The organism is Xanthobacter oligotrophicus (assembly GCF_008364685.1).
Classification (GTDB): domain Bacteria; phylum Pseudomonadota; class Alphaproteobacteria; order Rhizobiales; family Xanthobacteraceae; genus Xanthobacter; species Xanthobacter oligotrophicus.
The window spans coordinates 43,847-69,765 of sequence record NZ_VTTL01000001.1; the positions used below are offsets into that span (position 1 = coordinate 43,847).

A 25,919-nucleotide genomic window follows, 5' to 3' on the forward strand; every position below is an offset into this window, starting at 1 on the left:
TTCAGGCCTTCAGGTGCACGCTGTCAGGAACAGGATCGGTCCGAGGGTGAAGACGATCTTGACCAAGGCCGAGACCAGTGTCCCGACGATGATCCAGTGCAGGAAGGTGCCCGCCCGACCGAATGCCGGGTTCGGGCCACGCCTGGCCTGCAGGCGCCAGAGCATGCCGATCAGGGCGATGTGGACGATGAGGGCCAGGCTCAGGCTCAGGCGGATGGTGGCGGCGGACCAGCCGAAGGCGCAGCCCATGGAATGGAGCACGTAGACGAAGACGAGCGCACTGAACCAGATGCAGAATCCCGGAGCCAGCCACAGCAGCTGGCGGCTCGGAATGCGGCGTGCGCCGGTAGGACGGTCGGCGGGTTCACCTCGGGGCGCTGTCGTCACGGCCGCATTCCCAACATGGTCACCAAGGCAGGCAGCGCCAGCACGAGGCCGATGGCCAGCACGCCGGTGATGGCGGTGTAGTCGATCCACAACCGGCTGAGGCGCAGGTCGATGGCGCGCCGGGGCGACGCGTAGCCGGAGGCCAGCCGCAGGGTGGCGGTGAGCAGGAACAGCACCCCGATCCCGGCATGGATGGCCACGAAGGTCAGAAGCGCCGCGGCCGTCGCGCCGAGGGCGTGCGCGGTCGGGGACGGCACGACGCCGGTGATCAGCACCACCACCGCCGCGATGACCGCCAGCAGCGCCAGCGCCGCAAGCGCGATCCAGGGCTGCGGAGCACCCTCGCCCACCAGCCGGCGCAACGCCACCCGGGCGAACAGGGTGGCGCCCCCCAGCACCGCCATGGTGGCGAGGGCCAGCCTGAGATCGGTATCGGGCACCGACGCGGGCGGCCAGTTGGGTGCGGAGATCCACAGGAACAGCAGGCCGAACACCAGCGAGGTGAACAGCGTCGCATCAGCCACCAGCGTGAAGATCAGCGCCCACCAGGCCGGCGGGGACGCGGCTTCCGTGTGCACCGGCGCGCTCAGGCCCCGGCCGATGGGCAAAAGGCCGTAGTCCCGGTTCAGCCCCGCGTTCCGGGCGGCGAAGACGAACAGGCCGATGGTGACCGCCGCCATGCCCGCGCTCAGGGCATAGAGCTTGGCCAGCATGAGCAGCACCGCCGCTGCGGTGGACAGCGCGGTCCACAGCGGCAGGTAGGTCGGTCGCGGCAGCACCAGCACCTGTTCCGGCTCGCCGGATGTCATGTGCACGCCCAGGGTTTCCTGCCAGCCGTTGCGGGTGAAGCCGAGATAGCCCTCCCCGCGTGCCAGGGCCGGGCCCACCTCCTCCACCGCCACCCGGTCGGCGCGGGTCTCGATATGGGGGATCGAGGCGAAGGCATAGGGCGCCGGCGGGATCGGCATGGCCCATTCCAGCGTCGCCGCCTTCCAGGGATCGCGCCGCACCCGGCGCCCGTAGCGCACCTGGGCGATGAGATCGATCACCGCCAGGGCAAAGCCGATGGTCATGATGAACCCGCCCACCGAGGACAGGAGGTTGAGCCAGGTCCAGCTCTCCACCTCGGGATAGGTGTAGATGCGCCGGGGCATGCCCAGCAGGCCCACCAGATGCATGAGGAAGAAGGTGAGGTTGAAACCGACGAAGATCAGCCAGAACGCCGGCACCGAGAGCTTGTAGACCGCGGTGCGGCCGGTCAGCAGCGGCAGCCAGTAATAGAGCGCCCCGAACAGGGGGAAGGCGACGGAGCCGGCGATCACATAATGGAAATGGGCCACCACGAAATAGGTGTCGTGGGCCTGCCAGTCGAACGGCACGATGGCGAGCATCACGCCGGTCAGCCCGCCGATGACGAAGGTGGAGAAGAAGCCGAAGACATAGAGCATCGGCACGTTCCAGCGCGGCTTGCCATGGGCCAGGGTGACCAGCCACGCGAACAGCTGCACCGCCGTCGGCACCGCCACGATGGCCGAGCCGGTGGAGAAGAAGGCCAGCGCCAGGTGCGGGATGCCCACCGTGAACATGTGGTGGACCCAGATGCCGAAGCTCATGAACGCCAGGCCGATGATCGCGACCACGATGGCGCGATAGCCCACCAGGGTGGTCCCGGCCAGCACCGGGATCATGGTGGAGAGCAGCCCGGCCATGGGCAGGAAGATGATGTAGACGTCCGGGTGGCCGAACAGCCAGAACAGATGCTGCCACAGCAGCGGGTCGCCGCCCCGCGTCGGGTCGAAGAACGGCAGGCCGAACGCCCGTTCGCACTCCAGCAGGATGGAGCCGAGGATCAGCGGCGGGAAGGCCACCACCATCATCAGGGCGGTGACGAGCATGTACCAGCCGAAGACCGGCATCCGGTCCAGCGACATGCCCGGCGCCCGGATGGTGAGGATGGAGACGATGATCTCCACCGCCAGCGTCAGCGCCGAGATCTCGACGAAGGTCACGCCCAGCAGCCAGACGTCGGCATTGATGCCGGGCGTGTACACGTTCGAGGAGAGCGGCGTGTACATGAACCAGCCGCTGTCCGGCGCCACCCCCGCCACCAGCGCCAGCGTGAGGATGGTGCCGCCGAACAGGTAGCACCAGTAGCCATAGGCGGTCAGCCGCGGGAAGGCGAAGTCCCGGGTGCCGAGGATCTTCGGCGTCAGATAGACCGCGATGCCTTCCAGCATGGGAATGGCGAACAGGAACAGCATGATCGAGCCATGCATGGTGAAGACCTGATTGTAGGTCCCCACATCCATGAAGGTCGCCATGGGCGTCGCCAGTTGCACGCGCGTCAGCATGCCGAGCACGCCGCCGATGCCGAAGAACACCAGCGCCGTCGCCATGAAGCGGATGCCGAGCACCGAATGGTTCACGGCCGCCAGCCGCTGCCAGCCGGGGCCGGTAGCCCAGATCGCGCTGAGCTGGCGGTGCAGGCTCAGGGCCGGACCGCCCGGCGCGGACGGCGGGGCGCTGTTATCCATCGGCTGGCTCACGGAAGCACCTTTCCGGCGAGATCTGGGGATGCGAGGGCGGCCGGGAAGTCCGCGGCGGGATGGACGACCACATCGAAGCGCATCCCGGTATGGCCGGTGCCGCAGAACTCGTTGCACAGCCCCTCATAGCGGCCGGGCCGGTCGGCCTGGATCCGCAACAGGTTCGTGTGTCCCGGTACCGCGTCGATCTTGCCGGCGAGCCGGGGAATCCAGAAGGCGTGGATGACATCGGTGCTGGTGACGACCACGTCGATGGGCACACCTGCCGGCAGGTGCAGCACGCCCTTGGTCGCCACGCCATGGCTTCCGGGGTAGCGGAACGTCCATTCCCATTGCTGCGCCTGCGCCTCGATCCGCACCGGAGCGCCGGTGAGGCGCGGCAGAAGCTGTTCGCCGGTGATGAGCGCGAAGATCAAAAGCGGCGTCAGCACGACCGCCGGCAAGGCCAGGCCGCCGAGCATGATCCAGCGCGCCGGCGACACCTTTCGCGCCACGTCGGGGCGCAGCATCACCAGGGCGAACAGGATCATGACCAGCAGGAATAGCGCGGTGGCGCCGGCCAGCATGGCCCACCACAACCCTGCGATGGAGCCGGCGGCCGGGCCGGCGGGGTCGAGCGTCGACAGCGGGCCGGTGCATCCGGCAAGGGTCGCGGCAAGCGTCGCGGCCATGGCGACGTAGACGGCGGGACGGGCCAAGCTATGATCGCGCCGGAAAACCGATTGCAGCCGAGGAGACCGGGCAGCATGGCGACGAACCCGAAAGACCCGCCCGCGCGCCGGAAAAGCCCGGTCATGCTCGAGCTGAATGCGCTCGACACCGGTTCGGCTGTCGCCCTGGTTGGCCATCCGATCCATGTGATGATGGTCCACTTTCCCATTGCCTTCGTCATCGCGACGCTCGGCGTCGATGTGGTCTACTGGTGGTCGGGCGACGATTTCTGGCTTCGGGCGGGCCTGTGGTCGGCCGGCGTCACCTTCTGGACCGGTGTCGCGGCCAGCATCGCCGGCACCGGGGAACTGTTGCTGGTGCGCGGCATCCGCGCGCGGGAGGCCAGCTGGTCCCATGCCATTGCGGCCATGACGCTGGTCGCCATTTCCGGAGCCAACTGGGGCCTGCGCCTGGATTATCCCGAATCGGTCCTGCCCCACGGGCTCGCGCTGTCCGCCCTCGCCGCGGCGATGGCCGGATTTGCGGGATGGCATGGCGGAAAGCTCGTTTTCGATCATGGCATCGGGATTCTGATTTCGTCGAAGAGCTGACCGAGCCCACCCGGCGCGAACAGCTTGGTCGCGAACTGGTTGGAGTCGATGTCGGGCTTGGCGAGCACGATCCAGATGATGGCTGTGATCAGCACCAGATAAGACAGCGTGAGCGCCACATAGGCAAAGCGCCCGAAGCTGCGGCCCGGCTCGAACAGGTGCCCGAGAACGAGGCCGGCGACCACGTGCAGCATGGCCATCAGCCCCACCAGCACCATCTTGAGCGAAAACCACTCCAGGAAGGTCGTCTGCAGGAAGATGAGCGCGGTGCCGGTGCCGATGGCGACGAAGGCGGCCGGCGACGTGATTCCCACATAGATGAAGCGTGTGAACCGGTGCAGCCGGTCCAGCTCCAGCCCGGGGGTGAGGCCGCGGCGCTGCCAGAACAGGAACGGCAGCACCACCAGCCCGCCCGACCAGAGTGCGATGGTGGCGAGATGGATGAATTTCAGCAGCGTCGTCATGCGATGGGTTCTGCCGGGCGCAGGCTCGACCACGTCAGCCACAGCCCCACGCCCAGATAGGGCAGCGAGGCGGGCACCCACATCAAAAGCCCGGCCAGTTGCTGGTCGGCAAGGGGGCTCAGGCCCCAGGCCTGCGTGGTCGCGAAGTGGAACGCGTAAAGCGCCCGTGGCGCGAATACGATCAGCGCGGCCAGAAGGCCCATCTGCGCGACGCTCGCCACCAGCACCACCAGCACCGACACCGACTGGCTCGCCGGCGAGAACACCCCGCGCCACAGCAGCCATGCGCTGCCGAGCAGGGTCGCCTGCATCAGCCAGTAGGTCCACACGCTGGCAAGCCCCCATTCATAGACCGCCGGCATGTGCCAGACCCACAGGATGACGGTCTGAAGGACGAACAGCACGGACAGCGGCGGCGATGGCAGCCTTGGCAACGGGAAGGCCAGCGCGAGCAGCGGCGCGACGGCGGCGATCAGCAGCACATGGTGCAGCACCCGCGCAGAGAACAGCGCCGAGGATAGCGCACACAGCGGCGAGACGAAGATCAGGACCATCAGGCCAAGGGCGGCCCAGCCGGCCCGGGCATGGGCGCTGTGCCCACGCGCGACCACCAGGGCAAAGGCCGCCAGGCCTGCCAGCAGGGGCGGATCGAAATTCCAGCGCGTCCACAGATCGTCCGGGACCGCGGCAGGGCCACAATAGGCGATGGATGCGATATCAAGCACATGGACCCCCAGCGCATACCCGGATGGGTATATCGATAACGGCTCCTTTGCCGGCGTACCAGCCTGCGGGAGGGCGATATCAGATTAACTTTTCGAACCGGAGTCGGGCTCGAACTGGAACCGTTTCCGGCAGAAGCCCCTTCCCCGGCATCCCTAACCGCGCGGGAACGCCGCGCCGAGGGCTTGTCCCCCTTGCGACGGATATGGGCTCTCCATGAGCCGGATTTTAGGTTAGTGAAAAGGCCGATCCGTGCGCGCCCCGTGTACGCGGACACGTCGGAAACTGGAGAATTGGGCGAGCCGCGGTGCCGGAGCGAATGCAAAACGCGCGTCGCCGCCCTGACAAGCCGTACAGAAAATGACGAAGTTGCAACCGTTTATATTTTCCGTGGCGCCCATGATGGATCGCAGAAATTTTCTTTATTTTTCAATGACTTGAATGGAGCGCGTGTGCAATTTGTGTGCACGTGAAGCGCGCTTCTCCGTGCTTTTCTTTTGTGCTCGGCACAGTTCCGAGAGCACCCTGAAAACGCACGAAGCGCGCTATCGTACCAGCTTGGCCGCTTATCTCAGTCGGCCAACGCTGCACGCCCGTATTATAGAGGGGAAATCGCTGTTGGCGGCGAAAAAATTCGGCATCACGTAACCAGCAGCGCGTCTTAGCCGTAGCGATGCCAGCCGTCTGCGACGCTCGACGTGGTCGCAACTTTGGGTTTCAATATCCAGGAGTCGTTCAACACGCGGGAGCCCGGATGGCTGCGCCGTTCTCCACCTCGATCGAATTGCGGCACCTGCGCTATTTCGTTGCCGCCGCCGAACACGGAAGCTTCCGCAAAGCGGGCGTGGCGCTTGAGGTCAAGGAATCGTCCATCAGCCGGAGCGTGCGTGACCTTGAGGACGAGATCGGCGTGTCGCTGTTCATCCGGCACTCAAGTGGGGTGAACCTTACTCTGGCGGGGCAGCGCTTTCTGAACCGCACGCGCCAGGCGCTCGATCAAATCCGCGAGGCAACGGTGGAAGCGGCTGCGCTCGGGCGGGCCGAGGAAGGCCACCTGAAAATCGGCCTGTTCTCGAACCTGTCCTCCGGCTTTCTGCGCGACCTGTTCCAGACCTATGACAGCCGCTATGCGGGCGTTCATATCGACTTTGTCGAAGCGCCTGCCGAAAGTCACGCGGCCGCGATACGGCGGTTCGATCTCGACGCCGCATTCGTGCTGGGCCGGCAAAGCTGGCCGGACTGTGACGCGATGTCCTCGTGGAGCGAGCCTCTTCTGTTCGCGCTGCCGCGGCTTCATCCTCTGGTCCAAAGGGATGTGCTGTCCTGGCGAGATCTCGTGGATGAGACCTTTCTTGTCCGCACCGAAGGCTCAGGCAATGAGGTGCGCGGTTTTCTTGAGCGGAAGTTTCGGGAACTCGACATCTCGCCGCGCATCAGCACGCAGCAGGTCGCGCGCTATAGCCTTCTCGGTCTGGTCGCCACGGGACGCGGAATCGTGCCGGTGCTTGAGTCGGAAACGGTCATCGGCCTGCCGGAGGTGGTGTTCCGCCCTCTCGCCGGCGAGGCGATCCCGTTTTCCGTGATTTACTCGCCTCGCAACGACAACCCGGCGGTGCGCACCTTGCTCAGCCTCACACGGAAGATGACCCAGGAGCGGGCAGCGGCGCGCTGATGCTCGCAGTGCCACCAGCCTCGCGACGCGCCTTGGCGAATTCGCGATCGGTGGCGATGAAGCGCTCCAGCATGGGCACGATGAGCTTCACGGGATCCGGCGCGGGTTCTCCCGTCTCCCACGCGAGCACCTCGGCATAGGCGACAAGGTCGCGGTGCAGCGCGCCCGGCAATAACAGCGCCACCTTCACCGGTTTGTCGTTCGTGATGGGTGCGAGCTTCAGCTTCACCATGATCAGTACCTGTAGGGTTCGAGGACGAGGTCGCGCGTCACCATGACCCGTACGGGGACGCCCGGCCGGATGGTCAAGGTGGGTGCGACGTTCAACTGCCGGCGGATGATCTCCTGGCCGGCATTATTGATGGTGTCCTGCGCCCCGCTCTGCAGCGCCTGGATCAGTTCGTCCTCATCATCCATGGCGAGCTCGGCGCTGACGGAGAGCAGCGTCGAGAGGCCGATCGCCTTGGCGAGATCCCACCAGTGCATGTCGACGCCGTCTTCGAGGCCGGCATAACCCTGCGCATCCGTGCCGGGCTGGCGCTCCAGCACGATGGAGCGGCCATTGGGGAATATCAGCCGGTTCCAGACCAGCAGGATGCGGCGCTCTCCGAAGCCGACACCATTATCGTACTGTCCGAGCAGCCGGGTCCCCTGCGGAATGATCAGGATACGCCCGGTCGGACTGTCATAGACATTCTCGGTGACCTGCGCGGTGATCGGACCGGGCAGGTCGGAGCGGATGCCGGTGATGAGCGCGGCGGGTATGACAGCGCCGGCCTGCAGCACATAAGGCGACGCCGGTGCCATGACCCGATCGGATGCGACCACGCGCCGATCGACGGCGGCATTGAGGAAAGCAAGCTGGCGATCCTGGGGTAAGGACGTGCCGCTCGTTCCTGCCGAGCCTGGGCCGCCGAAGCCGGAAGCACTCGCCCCCGAAGGCCCCGTCGCGCGAGCCTGCGCAGCCTGGAAGAACACGCGGCTGGTCCGCGCGGCTTCCTGTTCGGCGAGACGCCGCTGCTGCTCGGGATCGACCTGTGGCGCCGTCAGTGTCGGCGGCACGACGGGCTGGCCGCGGTTCTGTGCCTCAAGGATCGGCCGACCGAGATCGCCGGGCAAAGGCGGACCCAGGATCGGCCCGGTATAGTCCCGCGGCAGCGCGGCAAGGCCATCGGCCGTGGAGCGGTTCTGGGTAGAGTAGAGTTCCTCGCCGCCGGTTCCTTTGTCGCGCCCCTGCAGCGCGTAGATCAGGGCGCCGCCTATGCCGAGGCTGACAACCAAGCCGGCGCCGGCGAGAACCTTGCGCGAGAGACGCGTGACGCGCGGAGGTTCCGGACGCAGCCGCATGGCGGCAGCGTGATCGGTGGCCGGAGCTGCAAGGTCAGCCTCAATGTCATGATTATCCGGATTACTCATGATGCCGGCCTCCCGTCCGTGCGCTCGATCCGCACCTTCTGCGGACGCTCGCCGCCACCAAGGCGCAGCTCGGCAGCACCGAACAGCCGGTCAACGATGAGGATGTTCTGGTAGATGCGGCTGTTGACGATCTGCGCTTCGCCATCCGCGCCGATGACGAAGAGCGGTGGCATCTCGCCCTGCACGATGCCACGCGGGAACTCGACATAGACCTTGCGCCCGTCGTCATAGACGGCCATCGGCCGCCAGGGCGGAGTGTCTCCGGAGAGGGAGTAGCGGTAGTTGCGAGCCGCGAAGCTGGGGATGACCGGTGCCGCAGGAACACTGGCACGCTGCGCTCCCGGAACCTGCGGATAGGCCCAGGAGACAGCCGGCATATAGGGCTTCTCGCCGGCGCGCAGCTCGATCATGTAGCTGCGCCGGTCGGTGGTGATGACGAGGTTGGTGGAGATGTCCGCCCGCGTCGGCTTCACCAGCACATGTACGCGCCGGTTCACCCCTTCGCCGCTCTCAGTGTCGCCAATGATCCAGCGCGCGGTATCGCCCGCCGCGATCGGCCCACTGCCGGTCAGGCTCTCGCCCTGCTCCAGCGCGATGTTGGTGATCTGCCCGGGCGCTGCATAGACTTGATAGAGCGCGCCCTCGCTCCACGGATAGATCTGGATGGCGTTGTAATAGCCCTCGCGGCGCGGCTCCACCCGCGCGGCGGCATTGGCGTTCTCGACACGGGCGACGGGCGTTTTCGCATCCGTGCCGCCCTTGGCCGGCGTCCAGGCGGGAGGCGTATGGAGCGGGCGCGGCCGGTCATCGGCAACCACTGTCGGCGCCGCCGGCAGCGCCGGCACCTCACTGTCATAGCTGATCTGCGGCGGCTTCGGTGCCGATGCGCAACCGCCCAGCATCGTCGCCGAAAGCAGGAGAACCGCAAAGGCGGATTGGCGCAGAGCCGGAGATGCGGGTTTACGGAGAGGTGTTTTCACTGGCTCATCTCCCGCGACCAGCTGATGGCGTTGACATAGATGCCGAGGGGATTGGTGCGCAGGCGCTCGGCATCGCGCGGCGGCTGGATCACGAGGGTCAGGATCGCGCTCCAGCGCTCGGTGGCGGCGAGCTGGCCATTCTCGTACCGTCGTTCGACCCAGGCGACGCGGAAGGAATCCGGGGAGGCCCGGATCACGCTGGAGACCTCGACGGCGATCTGCTGCTTGCCCACCCGGGTGAACGGATCGTTGGCGCGGGCATAGTCGTTGAGCGCGGCAGCGCCGCGATCGGTGGTGAGCTCATAGGCCCTGAGCCAGTTCTGCCGCACGATGACGGGATCCACCGGCAGGCTGCGCACCTGCTCGATGAAGCGGGCAAGATGCCAGGCGATCTGCGGATCGGTCGGGCGATAATCGCCGGTGGCGGGCCCCACGGCCTGCGTCTGGCCGAGGCGGTCGACCTCGACCACCCAGGGGACGACGGTGCCCCTTGTCGACTGCCATATCAGCGCCGATGCAAAGCTGGCCGAGAGCAACAGGCTACTAAGTGCCATCAGCCGCCAGTTCTTGGCCTGCACACGGGCCGAGCCGATGCGCTCGTCCCACACCTGTGCTGCCTTCTGATAGGGCGTGACGGGCTCGGGCGAGGTGCCGTAGTGGGTCGCAGGTCGCTTGAAGAGGCTCATGAGCGGTCGCTCTCATTGAGGGAGACGGAAGAGCCGCCGGCATGGCTGTCACCGGAGCGCACAGCATGGGCGGCGGCGGAGACGCCGTGGCGAAGGGACTGGCCGCGCTTCATGCGCTTGGCCCAATCGGGCACCTCACCGGCGGAGGTAGCTGAGGTCGTGCCGTTTATGGCGTTCGCCAGCGGGGTCACGGCTGCGGATCCTGCGGCTCGCGCGATGCCACCCAGTCCCGAGGCGACACTCGCCATGCCCGACTGTCCGGCGGAACCGAGGCTGTAGGCTGTGGCACCACCGCGCGCCGCAGCAGCCGTGGAGAGTGCCGCCCCGCCGCCCCGGACTGCCAGGCTGGCGGCACCGCCAGCGGCCAGCACGGCGCCACCGGCGGCGAGGCCAGTGCCGACCGCGGCCCCCGCGCTCAGCTGCGGCCCCCCGGAGACAAGGCCGGCGGCAATGCCAGGACCAAAGATGCCGAGGCCGAGCAGGGACAGAGCAGCCAGCACGATGGCCATCGCATCATCTATGGTTGGCGTCTGTCCCCCAAACCCCGCCGTGAACTGGCCAAACAGGCTCGAGCCGATGCCGATGATGACGGCGAGCACCATGACCTTGATGCCGGACGACACGACATTCCCCAGCACCCGTTCGGCCATGAAGGCAGTCTTGCCGAACAGGCCGAAGGGGATCAGCACGAAGCCGGCGAGAGTCGTGAGCTTGAACTCGATCAGGGTGACGAAGAGCTGGACGGCGAGGATGAAGAAGGAGAGCAGCACCAGCGCCCAGGCAAACAGCAGGCAGGCGATCTGGATGAAGTTCTCGAAGAAGGCGACCCAGCCCATCAAATCGGAGATGGATTCGAGTAGCGGCCGAGCGGCATCGAGCCCGGTCTGCGCCACCTTGCCGGGACGCATGAGGTCGCTGACGGAAAATCCCGTCCCGGAGCCCTTCAGCCCCAGCCCGGCAAAGCTCTCGAAGACGATGCGGGCGAGGTTATTCCAGTTGCCGATTATGTAGGCGAAGACGCCAACAAACAGGGTCTTCTTGATGAGCCGGGCGATGACGTCGTCATCAGCGCCCCAGGACCAGAACAGCGCTGCCAGCGTCACGTCGATGACGATGAGGGTGGTGGCGATGAAGGCGACCTCGCCGCCGAGCAGGCCGAAGCCGCTGTCGATATAGGAGGTGAAGACCCCCAGAAAGTTGTCGATGACGCCGGTGCCGCCCATCTCAGCGACCTTCGTTAGGTACGGTGCGCCCGAGGAACCGGTCCCGCGTCTGCGCCCAGACCTTCAGGCACGCGGCGTCCTGCGCGGCGGTCTCTCCCATCTGCTGGCAGCGGCGCTGTTCATCGCGTCGCGGATCGCGCGCGGCCTCGACCGTCCGAGTGGGTGAAGGCTCCCGCGCCTTCTCCTGCCGGCTCATCTCCACGACCGCCGCCGTGCCGGCGAGGGCCAGGAAGATCACCGCGCCGAGGCGGGCCAGCATGGCTCCGTCCATGTTCGCCTCCAGTCAGTTGCTGAACATGCGAGCGTTGCCGGCCTGATAGCCGGCGCCGGGGGTGAGGAAGCGCCGGCGCTGCTCGCGGCCCTGCTCGGCGGCGGTCGCGCGTTCCGCCTCGGACAGCGCCTCGGCGCGCCCATTGGCGGACATCACCGCGATCAGATCGGAGAGCTGCTGCGACTGCAAAGCGAGCAGTTGGTTGCCGGCCTGCGTAGCCTGAAGGGCGCCCGTGGCACCCTGGCTCTTACTGAGAAGCGTCGCCATCTCCGTCTTGCTGGCGTCGACATTGCCGACGACGCCCGCCTGCACCCTCAGCGCATCCTGGAGGCCGCCGACAGTGGTCTGCCAGCGCGAGCGCGCCCCGGCGACGAGATCGGCATCGGAAGCCGAGAGTGGTATGTTGCCATAGCGCTGCTGGAAGGCCTGATCGATCTCGCCGACATCGAAGGCGAGGCTTTGCGCCTGTCCAAGCAACTGCTGGGTACGCTGGACCGATTGCTGGATCTGCTGCAGCGAGGAATGCGGCAGGCTGGCGAGATTGCGGGCCTGATTGATCAGCATCTGCGCTTCGTTCTGCAGCGAGGTGATCTGGTTGTTGATCTGCTCAAGCGCGCGGGCGGCCGACATCACGTTCTGCGCGTAGTTCCAGGGGTCATAGACCGTGAGGGCCTGCGCGGGCGGGGACAGCACGGGTGCGATAGCGAGCGGCGCGGTCTGCAGCGCGACGGCGAGCGCGGATAGGCGCAGACGGGACAGCGTCATGGCTGCGTCTCCAGATTGGTGAGGTTGGGAATGAGGCCGGCGGCCCAGCCTAGGCCGCAATGACGCAGCCAGGCGTCCAGGAAGCCGTCGCGGCCATGCGCGGCGAAGATCTTGCCGATGGCCTGCTGGTCGGTCTTGGAGGACGCCGCGCACAGCGCCAGCGCAACGTCCGACAGGCCGAGCTCAAACAGCCGGTTGCCGCGCCGCGACTGGCAGTAATAGTCCCGCTTCGGCATGGCCCGCGCGAGGATCTCGATCTGCCGGTCGTTCAGGCCGAAGCGGCGATAGATGGCGGTGATCTGCGGCTCGATGGCCCGCTCATTGGGAAGCAGAAGACGTGTCGGGCAGCTCTCGATGATGGCGGGCGCGATCGCCGAGCCGTCGATATCGGAGAGGGACTGCGTGGCGAAGATCACGCTGGCGTTCTTCTTGCGCAGCGTCTTCAGCCATTCCCGCAGCTGGCCCGCGAAGCCCGCATCGTCCAGCGCCAGCCAGCCTTCATCGATGATGATCAGGGTCGGTGATCCATCGAGCCGGTCCTCGATCCGGTGGAACAGATAAGCCAGCACCGCCGGCGCGGCCTCCGTCCCGATCAATCCCTCGGTCTCGAAGGCTTGGACCGTGGCCGCGCCCAGATGCTCGCTCTCCGCATCCAGCAGTCGGCCCCAGGCGCCGCCGAGGCAATAGGGACGCAGCGCCTGCTTCAGGTCGTTGGACTGCAGGAGGACGCAGAGACCTGTGAGGGTGCGCTCCTCCACCGGAGCCGAGGCCAGCGATGTCAACGCGGTCCAGACGTGTTCCTTCACCTGCGGCGTGATGGGGACGCCTTCTCGGGTGAGGATCGCCAAGATCCAGTCGGCGGCCCAGGCGCGTTCCATGGCCTCATCGATGCGCGCCAGCGGCTGGAGCGAAACGGATTCCGCGCTTCCCTCGCTGAGACCGCCGCCGAGATCGTGCCAGTCACCGCCCATACCGAGTGCGGCGGCCCGGATCGAACCGCCGAAATCGAAGGCGAAGACTTGGGCTCTCGCATAGCGCCGGAACTGCAGCGCCATCAGCGCCAGCAGCACGGACTTGCCCGCGCCGGTGGGGCCCACCACGAGGGTGTGGCCGACATCGCCCACATGGAGGCAGAACCGGAACGCGGTCGAGCCCTCGGTCTTGCCGAACAGCAGCGGCGGGGCATTGAAATGCGCGTCGCGCTCTTCACCCGCCCACACCGCCGAGAGCGGGATCATGTGCGCGAGATTGAGCGTCGAGATCGGCGGCTGGCGGACATTGGCGTAGACGTGGCCGGGCAAGCTGCCGAGCCAGGCGTCCACGGCGTTGATGGTCTCGCCCATGGCCGTGAAGTCGCGGCCTTGGATCACCTTCTCGACCCGTCGCAGCTTCTCGTCGGCGATGCGCGGGTCGGCGTCCCACACCGTCACCGTCGCGGTGACATAGGCGATGCCGGCATGGTCTGCGCCGAGCTCCTGCAGCGCGAGGTCGGCATCTTCAGCCTTGTTCGCGGCATCCGAGTCCACGAGGACGGAGGCCTCATTGGTCATCACCTCCTTCAGGATCGCCGCGATGGATTTGCGCTTGGCGAACCACTGGCGGCGGATCTTAGTGAGCAGCCGGACCGCATCCGTCTTGTCGAGCAGGATCGCCCGGGTCGACCAGCGATAGGGAAATGCCAGCCGGTTCAGCTCATCGAGCAGGCCGGGCGTCGTCACCGTGGGAAAGCCGGTGATGGTCAGCACCCGCAGATGCTGGTCGCCAAGGCGCGGGTCCAGCCCGCCGGTGAGCGGCTGATCGGTAAGCAGAGCGTCGAGATAGATCGGCGTCTCCGGCACACGGACGCGTTGGCGGTGCGTCGAGACACAGCTGTGCAGATAGGTCAGCGTCTCGCCGTCATCCAGCCAGCGGCATTCCGGCATGAAGGCGTCGATCAGATTGAGAAGGCGATCGGTTCGGTCGGCGAAGCCGCGCAACGTCTCATGGGGATCAAGGCCCGCCTGATCCCGCCCTTCATAGAGCCAGCCTTCGGTGCGCGCCGCATCCTCGGCCGGCGGCAGGAAGGTGAAGGTCAGGAAATAGCTCGACTCGAAATGGCTGCCAGCCTCTTCGAAATCAGCCCGCCGCTCGGCATCGACCAAAGCGGAGGCGGCATCGGGGAAGGTGCTCGCCGGATAGGTCGCGGCGGCATGGCGCTGTGCCTCCACAAAGATCGCCCATCCCGAGCCGAGGCGGCGGCAGGCATTGTTCAGCCGCCCAGCAACCGCGACGAGTTCGGCGGGCACGGCGCTGTCGAGGTCCGGCCCGCGAAAACGCGCCGTGCGCTGGAACGAACCGTCCTTGTCCAACACGATGCCCGGCGCAACCAGCGCCGCCCAGGGCAAGAAATCGGCAAGGCGGCGGTTATGGCGTCGATACTCAGTGAGGTTCATCATCGGCGCGCCTCGCTCAGACCGAGAGATGCGCGGGGATGCGCAGATGCCGGCGCACAACCTCGACGAAAAGCGGGTCACGCTTCGCCGCCCACACCGCCGCGACATGGCCAATCACCCCGATGGCGAGGCCGACCAACCACAGGCGCAGGCCGAGACCCACGGCGCCGGCGAGGGTGCCATTGACGATGGCGATGGCACGCGGCGCGCCGCCAAGCAGTATCGGCTCGGTCAACGCCCGGTGGACCGGCACGCTGAAGCCGGGAACCTCGACCGCTTCGCCCATCAGACCAGCGCTCCGCCGCCGAAGGAAAAGAACGACAGGAAGAAGCTCGAGGCGGCGAAGGCGATCGACAGGCCGAACACGATCTGGATCAGCCGCCGGAAGCCGCCCGACGTGTCGCCGAAGGCCAGTGCCAGCCCGGTCGAGATGATGACGATGACGGCGATGATCTTGGCGACCGGCCCCTCGATCGATTGGAGGATGGATTGCAGCGGCGCCTCCCACGGCATGGACGAGCCGGAGGCATGAGCGCTAGCCGTGGCCATCAGACTGATGCAGGTGACAGACGCCGCCAGCCGGGCTGTGTTGCGGGCGCGAAGGAGCGATCGGATCATGAGGGATCTCCGGAGAGGACAGGGGTGATGCGGTAGTCGCCATCGGGGCCGAGGCCATCGACACGCGCGAGTTCGGTGAGCCGGCGGGCTGCGCCGCGCCCCGAGAGCACGGCCACGAGATTGATGGTCTCGGCGATCAGCGCGCGCGGGACGGTGACGACGGCTTCCTGGATGAGTTGCTCCATCCGCCGCAGCGCGCCGATGCCACTGCCGGCATGGATGGTGCCGACCCCGCCGGGATGGCCGGTGCCCCATGCCTTCAGGAGGTCCAGCGCCTCGGCGCCACGCACCTCGCCGATGGGGATGCGATCAGGACGCAGCCGCAACGCTGACCGGACGAGCTCGGACAGCGAGGCGACGCCGTCCTTGGTGCGCAGGGCGACGAGGTTCGGCGTCGCGCATTGCAGTTCGCGCGTATCCTCAATGAGGACGACGCGATCGGAGGTCTTCGCGACCTCGGCGAGCAGCGCATTGGTCAGCGTGGTCTTGCCCGTCGAGGTGCCGCCGGCCACGAGGATATTGGCGCGAGAGGCAACACCTTGGCGCAGCGCATCGGCTTGTCCGGCGGACATACTGCCGGCGCGGACATAATCCTCGAGCGTAAAGACCGCGACGGCGGGCTTGCGGATGGCGAAAGTCGGCGCCGCCACGACCGGAGGTATCAGTCCCTCGAACCGTTCTCCCGTACCCGGCAGTTCGGCCGAAACACGCGGGGCTCCCGCATGGACCTCGGCGCCGACGTGATGTGCGACGAGCCGCACGATGCGCTCGCCGTCAGCGGGCAAGAGCCGCTCACCCGTGTCGGATAGTCCCTCCGAGAGCCGGTCGATCCACAGCCGCCCGTCCGGGTTCAGCATCACCTCGACAACGGACGGGTCTTCCAGATGCCGGGCGATCGCCGGACCCAGCGCCGTGCGCAGCATCCGCGCGCCGCGGGCGAAACCCTGATTGTGTTGTGCTGCCATGCGACCCCCGACCTGCCGGGGTCATCACGATCTCATCCCGGGTGGGGATGATTAAAAGAGCCCGATATTGGGACGGTTCAACAGGATTCCCTCCGCGTCGCAGCGTGGCGTGCAATGACAGGCAAACGGCGGAACTGCTGTGCGGTGATCGGAAGCGGCATAGGGAGCCTCCGCTTCACGGTTTGAAACAATGCTCCCTGTGCCCGCACAGTAAATGGGGATGGGTTCGCTCGATCAACCTGCGTGGCGCGATGGCGCGGCTCTGCCATGAGCGATAGGACGACTATCTATCAATCACGTATCCGCTATTATGTGAGGTATAGCGGGAGACCCTGTCGCTCATGGTGTGGAACTGGACGCAGCACGCCTGGCCGCATTTTTCCTATGATTCGGTTGCCCTCGAACCGCTGGAGCGGCGGTTTCTGCTGCTCACCGGCGAGGTGATCGGTGTGGTTCGGCATGTCAGTGAGGGCGAGCGGGACCGCCTTCGCCATGGCGTCCGCCGTCTAATGGGTCGTCTCGCCAGGCGGATCGTTGAGTGGCGGTCGCACCACGCGCTCGGCGCCCTCGGCCCCGAGCGGCTTGACGCGCGAGGGCCGCGTCTTGTCGCGCAGGAGGCCATCGACGCCCTCGTGCATGAACTGATGGGGTGGATGCCCCCCTCCGGCGGGCACGTATTGAGTCCGAGCAGCGCCGTGGTGGCGCTTTCAGGGGAGGAGCACATGAAAGATGTTCATGTCCTTGCGATCGAACTGGCCAAGCGGAGTTTCCGGGTTTGCGGAACAGATCGGGGCGGGGCGTGTCAGGAATTTCGTGCGGGGGCGGTCATCATGGACCTTATGGAGGCTCCCGAGGGAATGTCAGCGCCACACGGCGGTCTTGGCCATCCCGGCCTCGCGCATGATGGAGTCGGTGCCCAGGCCATCGGCGGTGAGGAGCACGATCCGACAGCGCCACACATGCTTCTCATGGGCGTTGCAATCGACGATCACCGCCTCCAGGTGGCGGCGATCCGGCGGCGAAACCGCAATGGAAATCCCGGTGCGCATACCCCGAGACTCGCACGGGCGACAGCCAAAGGGAATCCACCCAGGACTCTTCCGTCAGGAAGTGACCACTAGTGTCCGGGCGATCCGCCGAATGGTATTGTCAAAGTCGCAAAGAAAGCATCGCCCTCAAGACGGTTCTCCGTGTCGAATTCGTGTAACCAACGGACCGACGTCAGAACGGGGACGTCTTTCACTTGGAAATTATAGGTCAGGTTCGGGCCGATGGCGGAAACTCGGCCTTTGAGGGGTCCCAGCACTGCGCCAGCCCCGCTGTCGCCAGTCACTTGCTGGTAATGGTAACCAGCAACACCTAATGCGAAATCCTTGGAGAAATGCTTCATCACGGCGCCTTCGAAGTGAAACTCGGTGCCTGTCCTGTAGTCGGTGTCCGGGTTCTCACCGTTGAAGGTAAACCCCCCGGCCAGCGAGACTTCAAAGCCTGACTTGGGGTCGAGCCATGTGGTAGAGGCCGTTAGATCTGCGGCCCAGCGATTGAACCCCATATTCACCAGACTGTATCTGTCGTATTCGCCGACAGGAATATTCAAGAGCCCGGTAACCTTCCAATGCCAGTCCCCGGAGCTCCAGCCTATGAAAGCTGTTGCTAGGGGATCGCCAACGGCAAATGTGTTCTCGGAGATCAGCCGGCTCTTGCCTCCCTGCAAAACTGTCCCATCTGGAAACGTCAATGCTGTCCGAGCATCGACATTGACGTCGACCCCCTGATAGCCAACGGGCAGCAGCGCACCGACTCCGAAATGACCTCCCAGAACCTGTTGGGGCGCGACCCAAAGTACCGAGAGCACGTCGAGCGCGACATTCGCCTCGACACGGACATTCGCGTCCACCTCCAGTGTTGCGACGCCAGGCAACGCGGTTCCTGTTCCAGGCAATGTCACGCTCAACGCGGCCGCGCCTGTCCCATCCCCCGAGTACACATAAGTGAACGATGACACATAGGTGCCCGGTGGTGGCGTCACGCCTGCCATCGAACCCGTGACGCCGAGCAGATAGATGCTCTTACCCTGCTCCGCAGCAGTTGCTGGGCCGACGCTGAATAACGCACCGACCAGAAACGACGACACCACAATTCTACGCGCTGAAAGGTTCATCATGCTCCGCCGCCCCATGGCGCTCGCGTCCGATTCTGCTTGGGAATATACAGCCGCGATATGGAGAATCAAATTTTGAGAGCCCACGCCGAGCGAAATGGAGCCTAAATTATCCGCAGATAATATTGTGCGTTCATCTCGATCCCATCGATGCGTCACATCTGTTAGAGAGCTTGCAATTTCTACATCGATCTCGCCCGTTATTTCTCCGGCAACCTGACGCTTGCCAGATCGAAGCCAACTATAACATTTCCTTTATAGCCGCCGGCCCGAGCCGCATTCTCGTAATCTTTCACAGTCAGCGGGCCGCCTTGTATCCGGATAGTTCCTTGCGTAGCGGCGCCAACAGGAGGAGCCAGATGCGTGAGCATCAGGTACTTGGCTCCGGTTCTCTGCGCCAACGAGCCCAGGTCGGTGGCATTGCTCTGGCGGTAGTAGACTGCGGGCGGCGTAGCGGCCCCCTTCTCCGGCGATAAGACGGGATGAATGGTCGTATTGACGATGATATCAGCGCCCATGGCCAGCTTCTCGAGTTGGTCCGACGTCGACGTCTTGCGGGGCGGCTCCTGCACGTCGTTGGACGAATCCCCGCCAATCACCACGCTCCCGGCCGGTGTATCGACACGGAAAGCCGCAGAGCCAGGGATATGCGTCGTCCGTATGGCACTGACCTTCACATCGCCCGATGTCCAGACGATCTGCGCCTCGTCTGTCGGCGCGAAAGTGACGACATTCAACCCCGCGATAGGCCCGGCCGGATCGATGATGCCGGCCATCTCGGCCTTCCGGTAAGCTGTTTCGCCCGATTTTTCGTAGGCGTCATTGACGTGGGCGACAAAATTGCGGCAGCTCAGGACAAATCCGGACGCCATTTTTGCATCATCACTGCAAACGACGTCGAGCTTTTTGCCTCCAGGTAAGCCAAACATCCAGCGCATCTGCACGATGTCGGAGAATCCTTCCAAATGGTCAGAATGCATGTGGGTCAAAAAGACCGCGTCAAGCTGCGCCGCCTGGACGCCCGCCTGCGCCAGCCGCATGAGCGTCCCGCGCCCAGCGTCAAATTGCATCAGGACGGATCTGCAATCATTTGAGTCGTCACCATAAGTGACGAGCGTCCCCGGCCCTGCGAGATCCCTATAGGGCGGCGGGCCGCTGGTCCCGGTCAAGGTGACCACGAGGCACGGGGCAGCTTGCGCTGTCGATGCACCGACAAGGACACTCATACTGGTGAGCAGCAGCATTATTGCAAACGAACGGTTAATCACCATTTTTCTCCGCGTGGCTGTAGCCAAATGACATGCAATATTTAGTGTCAATTCAATACTTGCAGCCGTAGCGTGCGCTTGTTAAGCAACCCTAAGATTGCCCGAATTTTATCGGTTAAGTCAATTCTGCCTTTGGTCCATTGATCTACGTCAATCTAAATCGCACTAAATGTTCAGTTCCGGCATTTGATGGATTGGAACTGAGGTGCTCCCCGAATTTGGGCCAGCGGGAGCTGGAAAATTCCGGGGTTAGGCTCGTCCCGGCGGGGGTGCCGGAGAGCCGTTCATGAGCGTAATCGGGGGCTTGTTGCCGATCGCGCCGTGCGGGCGAACCTCGTTGTAGTCTCTGCGCCAAGCCTCCATTTTCGCGCGGGCGTCGTCAAGGCTCATAAACCAGTGGGTATTCAGGCACTCCGCCCGGAACTTGCCGTTGAAGCTTTCGATGAAGCCGTTGTCTGTCGGCTTGCCCGGCCGGGAGAAGTCGAGCGCGACGCCCTTCTGGTACGCCCACAGGTCGAGGTCCCGGCTGATGAACTCCGAGCCCTGATCAACCCGGATGCTCTGCGGATAGCCCGTGCTCCGACAGATCCGCTCCAGCGTTGCCACCACATCCTCGCCCCTGTAGCTGAACCGCGGGTCGACCGTCGGCGAGAACCGCGTAAAGGTGTCGACGATGGTCAGCACCCGGATCTTGCGGCCGGTGGCGAGCTGGTCGTGGACGAAGTCCATGGCCCAGGTCTCGTTGCTGCGCGTCGCCCGTATGCGGTCCTCGCGCAGCTTCGCCTTCACCCGCCGGCGGGGCACCTTGTTGCGCAGCTGCAGCCCCAACTCCTTGTAAAGCCGATAGATCCGCTTTGGATTGACCGCCCAGCCGTCGCGTCGCAGCAGGACATGGACGCGCCGGTAGCCATAGCGGACGCGGGTCTGGCAGATCTCCTTGATCCGCTGTTTCAGTTCTGCCTGCGTGCCGCGCTTCGACGTGTAGACGTAGAGCGAACGGTCGATCCGGAGCGCCGCGCAAGCACGCCGCACCGACACCTTCCAGTCGCCACGCACCACATCGACGAGCGCCCGCTTGCGCGCAGGCCTCAGAGCTTTTTTTACAGCACGTCCTGCAGCATCGCCTTGTCGAGCGACAGGTCCGCCACGATACGCTTCAGCTTGGCGTTCTCCTCCTCCAGCTGACGCAGCCGCTTAACCTCGGACGGCATCATCCCGCCATAGCGCTTGCGCCAGTTGTAGAACGTCGCCTCGGAAATCCCGGCCTTGCGGCACACCTCACCAATCGCCGTGCCGTCCTCCGCCTGCTTCAATACGAAGGCGATCTGCGCCTCCGTGAACTTCGATGCCTTCATGGAACTCTCCTCGTCCCCATGCCGGGGACCATAAGTGGAAAATTCCAGATCCTGCCGGACCAAAAAACCGGGAGCACGTCACCGGTGATCGAGCCCCGTCTGGAGATCATTTTCTAGGGTTAGCAGCAAACTCGCCTGCGGTGCTAGCGGCCTTTGTGGCGGCCATCCACCGGAATGACGGCCTCGTCATGGCCGATATCGATGAGGCGCGCGCCAAGGTCGCTGCGGCGCTTGTGACCTTGGATGCCGTGCGCGGCGTGCAAATGGAAGCTATTGGAAGAAGGGGAACTCCGCACCCCGGAGCGGCTGACGAACCTCAGGATATGGCTTTGTTTTGGGTGAGTCCGGAGCGATGCCTCAACTCCGGCCCCCCTCGTTTATCATCGGTCCTGTAACATCCTCCTCGATCTCCTGCCGAAGCTGTGGCCCCTTAGCCAGGCGCCGACCAAGCGCGCTGGTGTAGGCCGCGTAGCGCTCGGAGACTTTGGCACGGGCCGCCTGGGCGGCAGGTTCTGGCAGCGCGGGGGTGGTGGCGAGCCAGAAGCGGATGAAGGTGGCGAAGGCCTCGGTCGAGATACTGAGATCCCGCTCCAGCCGAGCGAGACGGCGATCGATCTGGCCGAGGCGCCGGGCAAGAGCGGCTTCCTGGCGCTCGGCGCTGTCGGGGGACAGAAAGGAGGCGATCGCGGCCTGGGCGATCAGGGACATGGACTGGTCGCGCTGGGCGGCGTAGTGGGCCAACAGGTCCATGATGTCGGGCTCGAGGTACACCGAGATCTGCGCTTTCTTCTTGCGACCTGCCATGGCGATCACAGCTCCATGCCGTCATTGGGATTGAGGCTGACCTGTCGGGCGACGCCTTGCATCAGTCCGGTCATGCGCCGGCTCCGAGTGGCGATGTCGTCCATCTCGTCGTCGCGATCCGGGTCGAACTCGAACTCATTCTCGATGGGCTGGCTTTTCTCGACCGGCTTCACGCGGCTGAGCTCCGGCTGAAGCCGGTGCTCGGAATCGGTCGGGTCATCGTCTTGACCTCCGAGGGCGGCGCTCCTGCCCGCGCCCTCCTGGGGCCAGGGCAGCGGCAGCGCGGTCCAGTCATCGTGTTGGACGGTCATGCTAAGAGAGGGCGGTGGCGGCAGGACCCGGTCCCGTAAGCGCGCGTCCTCATAGTACCGGGCCTTCTTCGCCCGGATCGGCGGTGTGCCGGCGACCATGACGATCTCATCCGTGGGCGGCAGCTGCATGACCTCGCCGGGGGTGAGCAACGGGCGGGCGGTCTCCGAGCGGGACACCATGAGATGACCCAGCCAGGGCGAGAGACGATGGCCGGCATAGTTCTTCATCGCCTTCATTTCGGTGGCGGTGCCGAGCGCATCGGAGACACGCTTGGCGGTGCGCTCGTCGTTCGTGGCGAAGCTCACCCGGACATGGCAATTGTCGAGGATCGAGTTGTTCGGCCCATAGGCCTTCTCGATCTGGTTCAGCGACTGGGCGATGAGGAAGGCTTTCAGGCCATAGCCGGCCATGAAGGCGAGCGCCGATTCAAAGAAGTCGAGCCGCCCCAGCGCGGGGAACTCGTCCAGCATGAGCAGCAGACGATGCCGTCCGCCTTTGGCCTGCAGGTCCTCGGTGAGGCGCCGGCCGATCTGGTTGAGGAGTAGGCGGATCAGCGGCTTGGTGCGGTTGATGTCGGAGGGCGGCACCACGAGATAGAGTGTCGTCGGAGCCTTGCCGCCGACGATATCGGCGATGCGCCAGTCGCAGCGCCGCGTCACCTCGGCAATCACCGGATCGCGGTAGAGACCGAGGAAGGACATGGCGGTAGAGAGCACGCCCGAGCGCTCATTGTCGGATTTGTTCAGCAGTTCGCGGGCGGCGCTGGCGATGACGGGATGCGGGCCCGCCTCGCCGAGATGCGCGGTCTTCATCATGGCGTCGAGCGTGGTCTCGATCGGCCGCTTCGGATCGGAGAGGAAGGCGGCGACGCCGGCGAGGGTCTTGTCCGTCTCGGCATAGAGAACGTGGAGGATGGCGCCGACGAGCAGTGCGTGGCTGGTCTTCTCCCAGTGGTTCCGCTTTTCCAGCGAGCCTTCGGGATCGACGAGAATGTCGGCGATGTTCTGGACGTCACGGACTTCCCACTCGCCACGGCGCACTTCCAGCATCGGATTGTAGGCGGCGGACTTGGCGTTGGTCGGATCGAACAGCAGCACGCGGCCATGCCGGGCGCGGAAGCCGGCGGTGAGCTGCCAGTTTTCGCCCTTGATGTCATGGACGATGGCGGAGCCGGGCCATGTCAGCAGCGAGGGTACGACCAGGCCGACACCCTTGCCGGAGCGGGTCGGTGCGAAGCACAGCACATGCTCCGGCCCGTCATGACGCAGATAGTCCCGTTCATACCGGCCAAGGATGACGCCATCGGTGCCGATGAGCCCGGCAGCGCGGACCTCCTCCTTCTCGGCCCAACGTGCCGAACCATAGGTCTCGACCCTGGATGCCTCGCGCGCCCGCCAGACCGACAGGGCGATCGCGACCGCAATGGAGAGGAAGCCGCCGGAGGCGGCGATCAGTGCCCCGCGAAAGAACACCTCCGGCGCATAGGCGTCGAAAAAGTACCACCACCAGAAGAAGGCCGGAGGGTAGTAGATCGGCCGGCTGAGAAGCACAAACCACGGTGCGCCCAGCTGCGCCTGAAAGCCGAGGCTCCAGGCCACATATTGTGTCGCGCTCCAGATGGCCGCCAGCACGATGAGCAGCACGGTGAGGATCTGCCCCCACAGGATCTTCGTCGCCGACATGGTGATAATCCCTCTCGCGGGTCAGAGGCCGAGGCCGCGCTTGCGACCGAAGCTCCAGTCGACGCCACCATCGTCACGGGCGACGCCGGAGACATGCTTGCCGAGCTGGCGTTCCAGCGAGGGCGACCAGGGCACGAGCTGAAAGCCGAGCCCGTCATCGAGCATGGCGAAGCGGCCGGATGCGAGCACAAGGCGTTGGCGATACGTGCCCGCGACATGCTCGCCAGTACCGGCCTTGTTGAACGGCAGGCCGGTCTCTGCGGCGAGCTTCTCCCCCACGGCCTCCAGTTCCCGCCGGCGGAGCGTGTCGATGAGGTTGCGGGCGTAGACGACGCGCCGTCCCTGTCGCTCGGCGAGCCCCTCGCGGACGAGATGCTCGGCGCGCCGATCAAGCGCCTGGCTCACCTCGGCGCCGAAGCCGCCGTCGGAGAGAGCAACGGGGTCACGCGCAATGGCCTGCCGGTCGAGCCAGGTGGAACCGGTGGCCGTGACCTGATGGGCGAGATCCAGATCGGAGCGCACGGCGAGTGCGACGCGCCGTTTGCCGTGGGTATCGTCGAAGGTCCTCAGCTCGACGATGGAGCCGGCCGCGCCGTCACCGGCGGCGTCGAGATCCGGCAGCCGAATGTGATGGGAGCGTCCGTCCACGCCATCGACGATGGCATAGGCGGAGCCGTGGAGTTCATCATCGAGGCCGCGCGCGACCAGCCGGCCGATCACCGGCACGTCGAGACTCTCGGCGGCAAGGACGTAGCTGGCCGTGCCGCGCTCGATCCCGCGTTCGGTGAGGGCGCGGTGCATGCGCTTGATGATGTCGCCACGCTCACCGAGCGCGCGCAGGGTAGATTCCGCCTCCGGCTCCACCACCCATTGGGCATTGCCGATCTCGGTGGCGAGGCCAAGCGCCTCCAGTTTCCTGAGGCGCCCGATCTTAAGCGCATGGTAGTCGTCGGGCTTCTGGCCGGGAACCGGCGCCATGTCGATGATGCCGCTCTCACGGACCTCGCGGAGAAGCTGGCGGTCGAGCTCGGTCCAGCGCTCGGCCTCGATCTGGCGTTCCAAGCTCCGGCGGATATCGAGCTCGGTGCGCGGGCCAAGTTCCTGGGTGATCAGGTCACGGGCGCGGTCGCGCATGCCCTCCTTGATGTAGTCGCGGGAGATCACGAGATCCAGGCCATCGTCGCGGCGGCCTCGCACGATCAGATGGACATGGGGATGCTCTGTGTTCCAGTGATCGACAGCGACCCAGTCGAGCCCGGTGCCGAGGTCCTTCTCCATCTGCCGGGTGAGGTCACGGGTGAAGGCCCGCAGGTCCTCCATCTCCAACGGGTCGTCGGGCGAGACGATGAAGCGGAAATGGTGACGATCATCACGGCAGCGCTCCGCGAAGGCATCGACATCCACGCTGTCGCTCTCGGGACCGAACATCCGCGCCTTCTCACCGTCGCGTGTCACGCCCTCGCGGCGGAGATAGGTGAGGTGCTGTCCGAGCGAGCCGGTGCGGGCCGTGTGTCGGACGACGCGGGCCTTCACCACGGCGCCGCGTGAGCGCGGCGTGATCCGGCGGCTGGCCTGAAGGCTGGCAACCTGCCCGCTGCCGAAACGCGAGCGGTTACCGGCGGCGATCTTGCCGGAGCGAGAGACCCCGCCGCCGGCCTTGCGGGCCGCAGCAAGCACCTGGGCGACGAAGGGGCGGGCCTGCTGAGTGCGGGTCGAGCGGATGCGGCCGGGACGGACGCGGAACTCGCGTTCATCGCGCATGGCGAAGCCTCGCAATGTGCGAAGAAGCCCTGATGCACCGCCATTTGCGGGATGCGCGCACCTTGTGGTTCGGCTCCGCAGGGTGCCGAAGGCGCAGGAAAGACGTGCAGAAACAACACCCCGACCGCAGCGCAATGTGCGCCCTTTTATCCTGCCCTCCTAATCG

Annotated in this window: 24 protein-coding genes and 2 pseudogenes; 3 read left to right on the forward strand and 23 right to left on the reverse strand. The window is 65.5% G+C overall.

The annotated features are described in order from the left end of the window. Positions 1-9: 9 nt before the first annotated feature. Genes FZ033_RS00205 through coxB form a run of 3 tightly spaced genes read right to left on the reverse strand, consistent with a single transcriptional unit; the run spans position 10 to position 3,631 of the window. The gene (locus FZ033_RS00205) at positions 10-387 is read right to left on the reverse strand and encodes a hypothetical protein (protein WP_149574194.1); all 378 of its coding nucleotides are present in this window, start codon (positions 385-387) and stop codon (positions 10-12) included. Further along, positions 384-2,921, reverse strand: coding sequence for a cytochrome c oxidase subunit I (ctaD, locus tag FZ033_RS00210; protein ID WP_149574195.1), 2,538 nt, complete (start codon positions 2,919-2,921; stop codon positions 384-386). Before ctaD ends, FZ033_RS00205 begins: the two co-directional genes overlap by 4 nt. An 8-nt stretch (positions 2,922-2,929) precedes the next feature. Beyond that, entirely contained in the window at positions 2,930-3,631 is a 702-nt protein-coding gene (coxB, locus tag FZ033_RS00215) for a cytochrome c oxidase subunit II (RefSeq protein ID WP_331251163.1), read from the reverse strand. Positions 3,632-3,679: 48 nt separating this feature from the next. Here coxB and FZ033_RS00220 point away from each other — a divergent pair, with 48 nt between their 5' ends. Next, positions 3,680-4,195 carry a DUF2231 domain-containing protein gene (locus tag FZ033_RS00220; RefSeq protein WP_149574196.1) on the forward strand — a complete coding sequence of 172 codons (516 nt, stop codon included), beginning with the start codon at positions 3,680-3,682 and terminating at the stop codon, positions 4,193-4,195. Here the strand turns inward: FZ033_RS00220 and FZ033_RS00225 are convergent. Together FZ033_RS00225 and FZ033_RS00230 are read right to left on the reverse strand one after the other, a co-directional pair. Beyond that, on the reverse strand, positions 4,159-4,659 hold the full coding sequence (locus tag FZ033_RS00225; protein ID WP_149574197.1) for a CopD family protein: 501 nt from the start codon (positions 4,657-4,659) through the stop codon (positions 4,159-4,161). The two genes, FZ033_RS00220 and FZ033_RS00225, sit on opposite strands and share 37 nt — an antisense overlap. Then, positions 4,656-5,384, reverse strand: a complete 729-nt coding sequence (locus FZ033_RS00230; protein ID WP_188079215.1) for a cytochrome c oxidase assembly protein — start codon at positions 5,382-5,384, stop codon at positions 4,656-4,658. The genes FZ033_RS00225 and FZ033_RS00230 overlap by 4 nt, the downstream gene beginning before the upstream one ends. A gap of 752 nt (positions 5,385-6,136) precedes the next feature. Here FZ033_RS00230 and FZ033_RS00235 point away from each other — a divergent pair. Then, the gene (locus FZ033_RS00235) at positions 6,137-7,054 is read left to right on the forward strand and encodes a LysR family transcriptional regulator (protein ID WP_149574198.1); all 918 of its coding nucleotides are present in this window, start codon (positions 6,137-6,139) and stop codon (positions 7,052-7,054) included. Here the strand turns inward: FZ033_RS00235 and FZ033_RS00240 are convergent. The 11 genes from FZ033_RS00240 to trbB form a co-directional block, all read right to left on the reverse strand. Further along, complete coding sequence (locus tag FZ033_RS00240) at positions 7,014-7,286, reverse strand: DUF2274 domain-containing protein (RefSeq protein ID WP_149574199.1); 273 nt, start codon at positions 7,284-7,286, stop codon at positions 7,014-7,016. The two genes, FZ033_RS00235 and FZ033_RS00240, sit on opposite strands and share 41 nt — an antisense overlap. A 2-nt stretch (positions 7,287-7,288) precedes the next feature. After that, entirely contained in the window at positions 7,289-8,470 is a 1,182-nt protein-coding gene (locus FZ033_RS00245; RefSeq protein WP_149574200.1) for a TrbI/VirB10 family protein, read from the reverse strand. Continuing rightward, entirely contained in the window at positions 8,467-9,372 is a 906-nt protein-coding gene (gene trbG, locus FZ033_RS00250; protein ID WP_232847298.1) for a P-type conjugative transfer protein TrbG, read from the reverse strand. Before trbG ends, FZ033_RS00245 begins: the two co-directional genes overlap by 4 nt. Before the next feature lie 74 nt (positions 9,373-9,446). Further along, positions 9,447-10,136 carry a conjugal transfer protein TrbF gene (gene trbF / locus FZ033_RS00255; RefSeq protein ID WP_149574202.1) on the reverse strand — a complete coding sequence of 230 codons (690 nt, stop codon included), beginning with the start codon at positions 10,134-10,136 and terminating at the stop codon, positions 9,447-9,449. Then, positions 10,133-11,359 (reverse strand): P-type conjugative transfer protein TrbL, encoded by a 1,227-nt coding sequence (trbL, locus tag FZ033_RS00260; RefSeq protein ID WP_149574203.1) that lies wholly within the window; start codon positions 11,357-11,359, stop codon positions 10,133-10,135. The genes trbF and trbL overlap by 4 nt, the downstream gene beginning before the upstream one ends. A 1-nt stretch (position 11,360) precedes the next feature. Then, positions 11,361-11,630, reverse strand: coding sequence for a putative entry exclusion protein TrbK-alt (trbK-alt, locus tag FZ033_RS00265; RefSeq protein ID WP_149574204.1), 270 nt, complete (start codon positions 11,628-11,630; stop codon positions 11,361-11,363). 12 nt (positions 11,631-11,642) lie between these two features. After that, a complete protein-coding gene (gene trbJ / locus FZ033_RS00270) occupies positions 11,643-12,395 on the reverse strand; it encodes a P-type conjugative transfer protein TrbJ (RefSeq protein ID WP_149574205.1) in 753 nt (250 codons plus the stop codon). After that, the gene (gene trbE, locus FZ033_RS00275; protein ID WP_149574206.1) at positions 12,392-14,830 is read right to left on the reverse strand and encodes a conjugal transfer protein TrbE; all 2,439 of its coding nucleotides are present in this window, start codon (positions 14,828-14,830) and stop codon (positions 12,392-12,394) included. The genes trbJ and trbE overlap by 4 nt, the downstream gene beginning before the upstream one ends. A 13-nt stretch (positions 14,831-14,843) precedes the next feature. Then, positions 14,844-15,113 carry a VirB3 family type IV secretion system protein gene (locus FZ033_RS00280; protein WP_149574207.1) on the reverse strand — a complete coding sequence of 90 codons (270 nt, stop codon included), beginning with the start codon at positions 15,111-15,113 and terminating at the stop codon, positions 14,844-14,846. Further along, a complete protein-coding gene (locus FZ033_RS00285; protein ID WP_149574208.1) occupies positions 15,113-15,445 on the reverse strand; it encodes a TrbC/VirB2 family protein in 333 nt (110 codons plus the stop codon). Before FZ033_RS00285 ends, FZ033_RS00280 begins: the two co-directional genes overlap by 1 nt. Beyond that, entirely contained in the window at positions 15,442-16,410 is a 969-nt protein-coding gene (gene trbB / locus FZ033_RS00290; RefSeq protein WP_149574209.1) for a P-type conjugative transfer ATPase TrbB, read from the reverse strand. Before trbB ends, FZ033_RS00285 begins: the two co-directional genes overlap by 4 nt. 341 nt (positions 16,411-16,751) lie before the next feature. Here trbB and FZ033_RS00300 point away from each other — a divergent pair. Then, positions 16,752-16,886: pseudogene (locus FZ033_RS00300) on the forward strand (DUF4172 domain-containing protein); the annotation flags it as partial. Positions 16,887-17,273: 387 nt separating this feature from the next. On the opposite strand, the pseudogene FZ033_RS00305 reads toward FZ033_RS00300, so the two are convergent. From FZ033_RS00305 to FZ033_RS00335, 7 genes and pseudogenes are all read right to left on the reverse strand, one after another. Then, positions 17,274-17,459: pseudogene (locus tag FZ033_RS00305) on the reverse strand (IS630 family transposase); the annotation flags it as partial. A 68-nt stretch (positions 17,460-17,527) separates the two neighbouring features. Further along, positions 17,528-18,574, reverse strand: coding sequence for a SphA family protein (locus FZ033_RS00310; RefSeq protein ID WP_149574210.1), 1,047 nt, complete (start codon positions 18,572-18,574; stop codon positions 17,528-17,530). 197 nt (positions 18,575-18,771) lie between these two features. Next, positions 18,772-19,641, reverse strand: coding sequence for an MBL fold metallo-hydrolase (locus FZ033_RS00315; protein ID WP_188079216.1), 870 nt, complete (start codon positions 19,639-19,641; stop codon positions 18,772-18,774). Positions 19,642-20,088: 447 nt separating this feature from the next. Next, a protein-coding gene (locus FZ033_RS00320) for an IS3 family transposase (RefSeq protein WP_149574212.1) occupies positions 20,089-21,194 on the reverse strand; the annotation gives its coding sequence in 2 pieces (ribosomal slippage) (positions 20,089-20,942 and positions 20,942-21,194; 1,107 coding nt in all). Positions 21,195-21,551: 357 nt separating this feature from the next. Further along, positions 21,552-21,998, reverse strand: coding sequence for a CopG family transcriptional regulator (locus FZ033_RS00325; RefSeq protein ID WP_149574213.1), 447 nt, complete (start codon positions 21,996-21,998; stop codon positions 21,552-21,554). Between the two features lie 5 nt (positions 21,999-22,003). After that, positions 22,004-23,992 (reverse strand): conjugal transfer protein TraG, encoded by a 1,989-nt coding sequence (locus tag FZ033_RS00330; RefSeq protein WP_149574214.1) that lies wholly within the window; start codon positions 23,990-23,992, stop codon positions 22,004-22,006. A gap of 21 nt (positions 23,993-24,013) precedes the next feature. Then, positions 24,014-25,753, reverse strand: a complete 1,740-nt coding sequence (locus FZ033_RS00335) for a relaxase/mobilization nuclease domain-containing protein (RefSeq protein WP_149574215.1) — start codon at positions 25,751-25,753, stop codon at positions 24,014-24,016. Between the last annotated feature and the right edge of the window lie 166 nt (positions 25,754-25,919).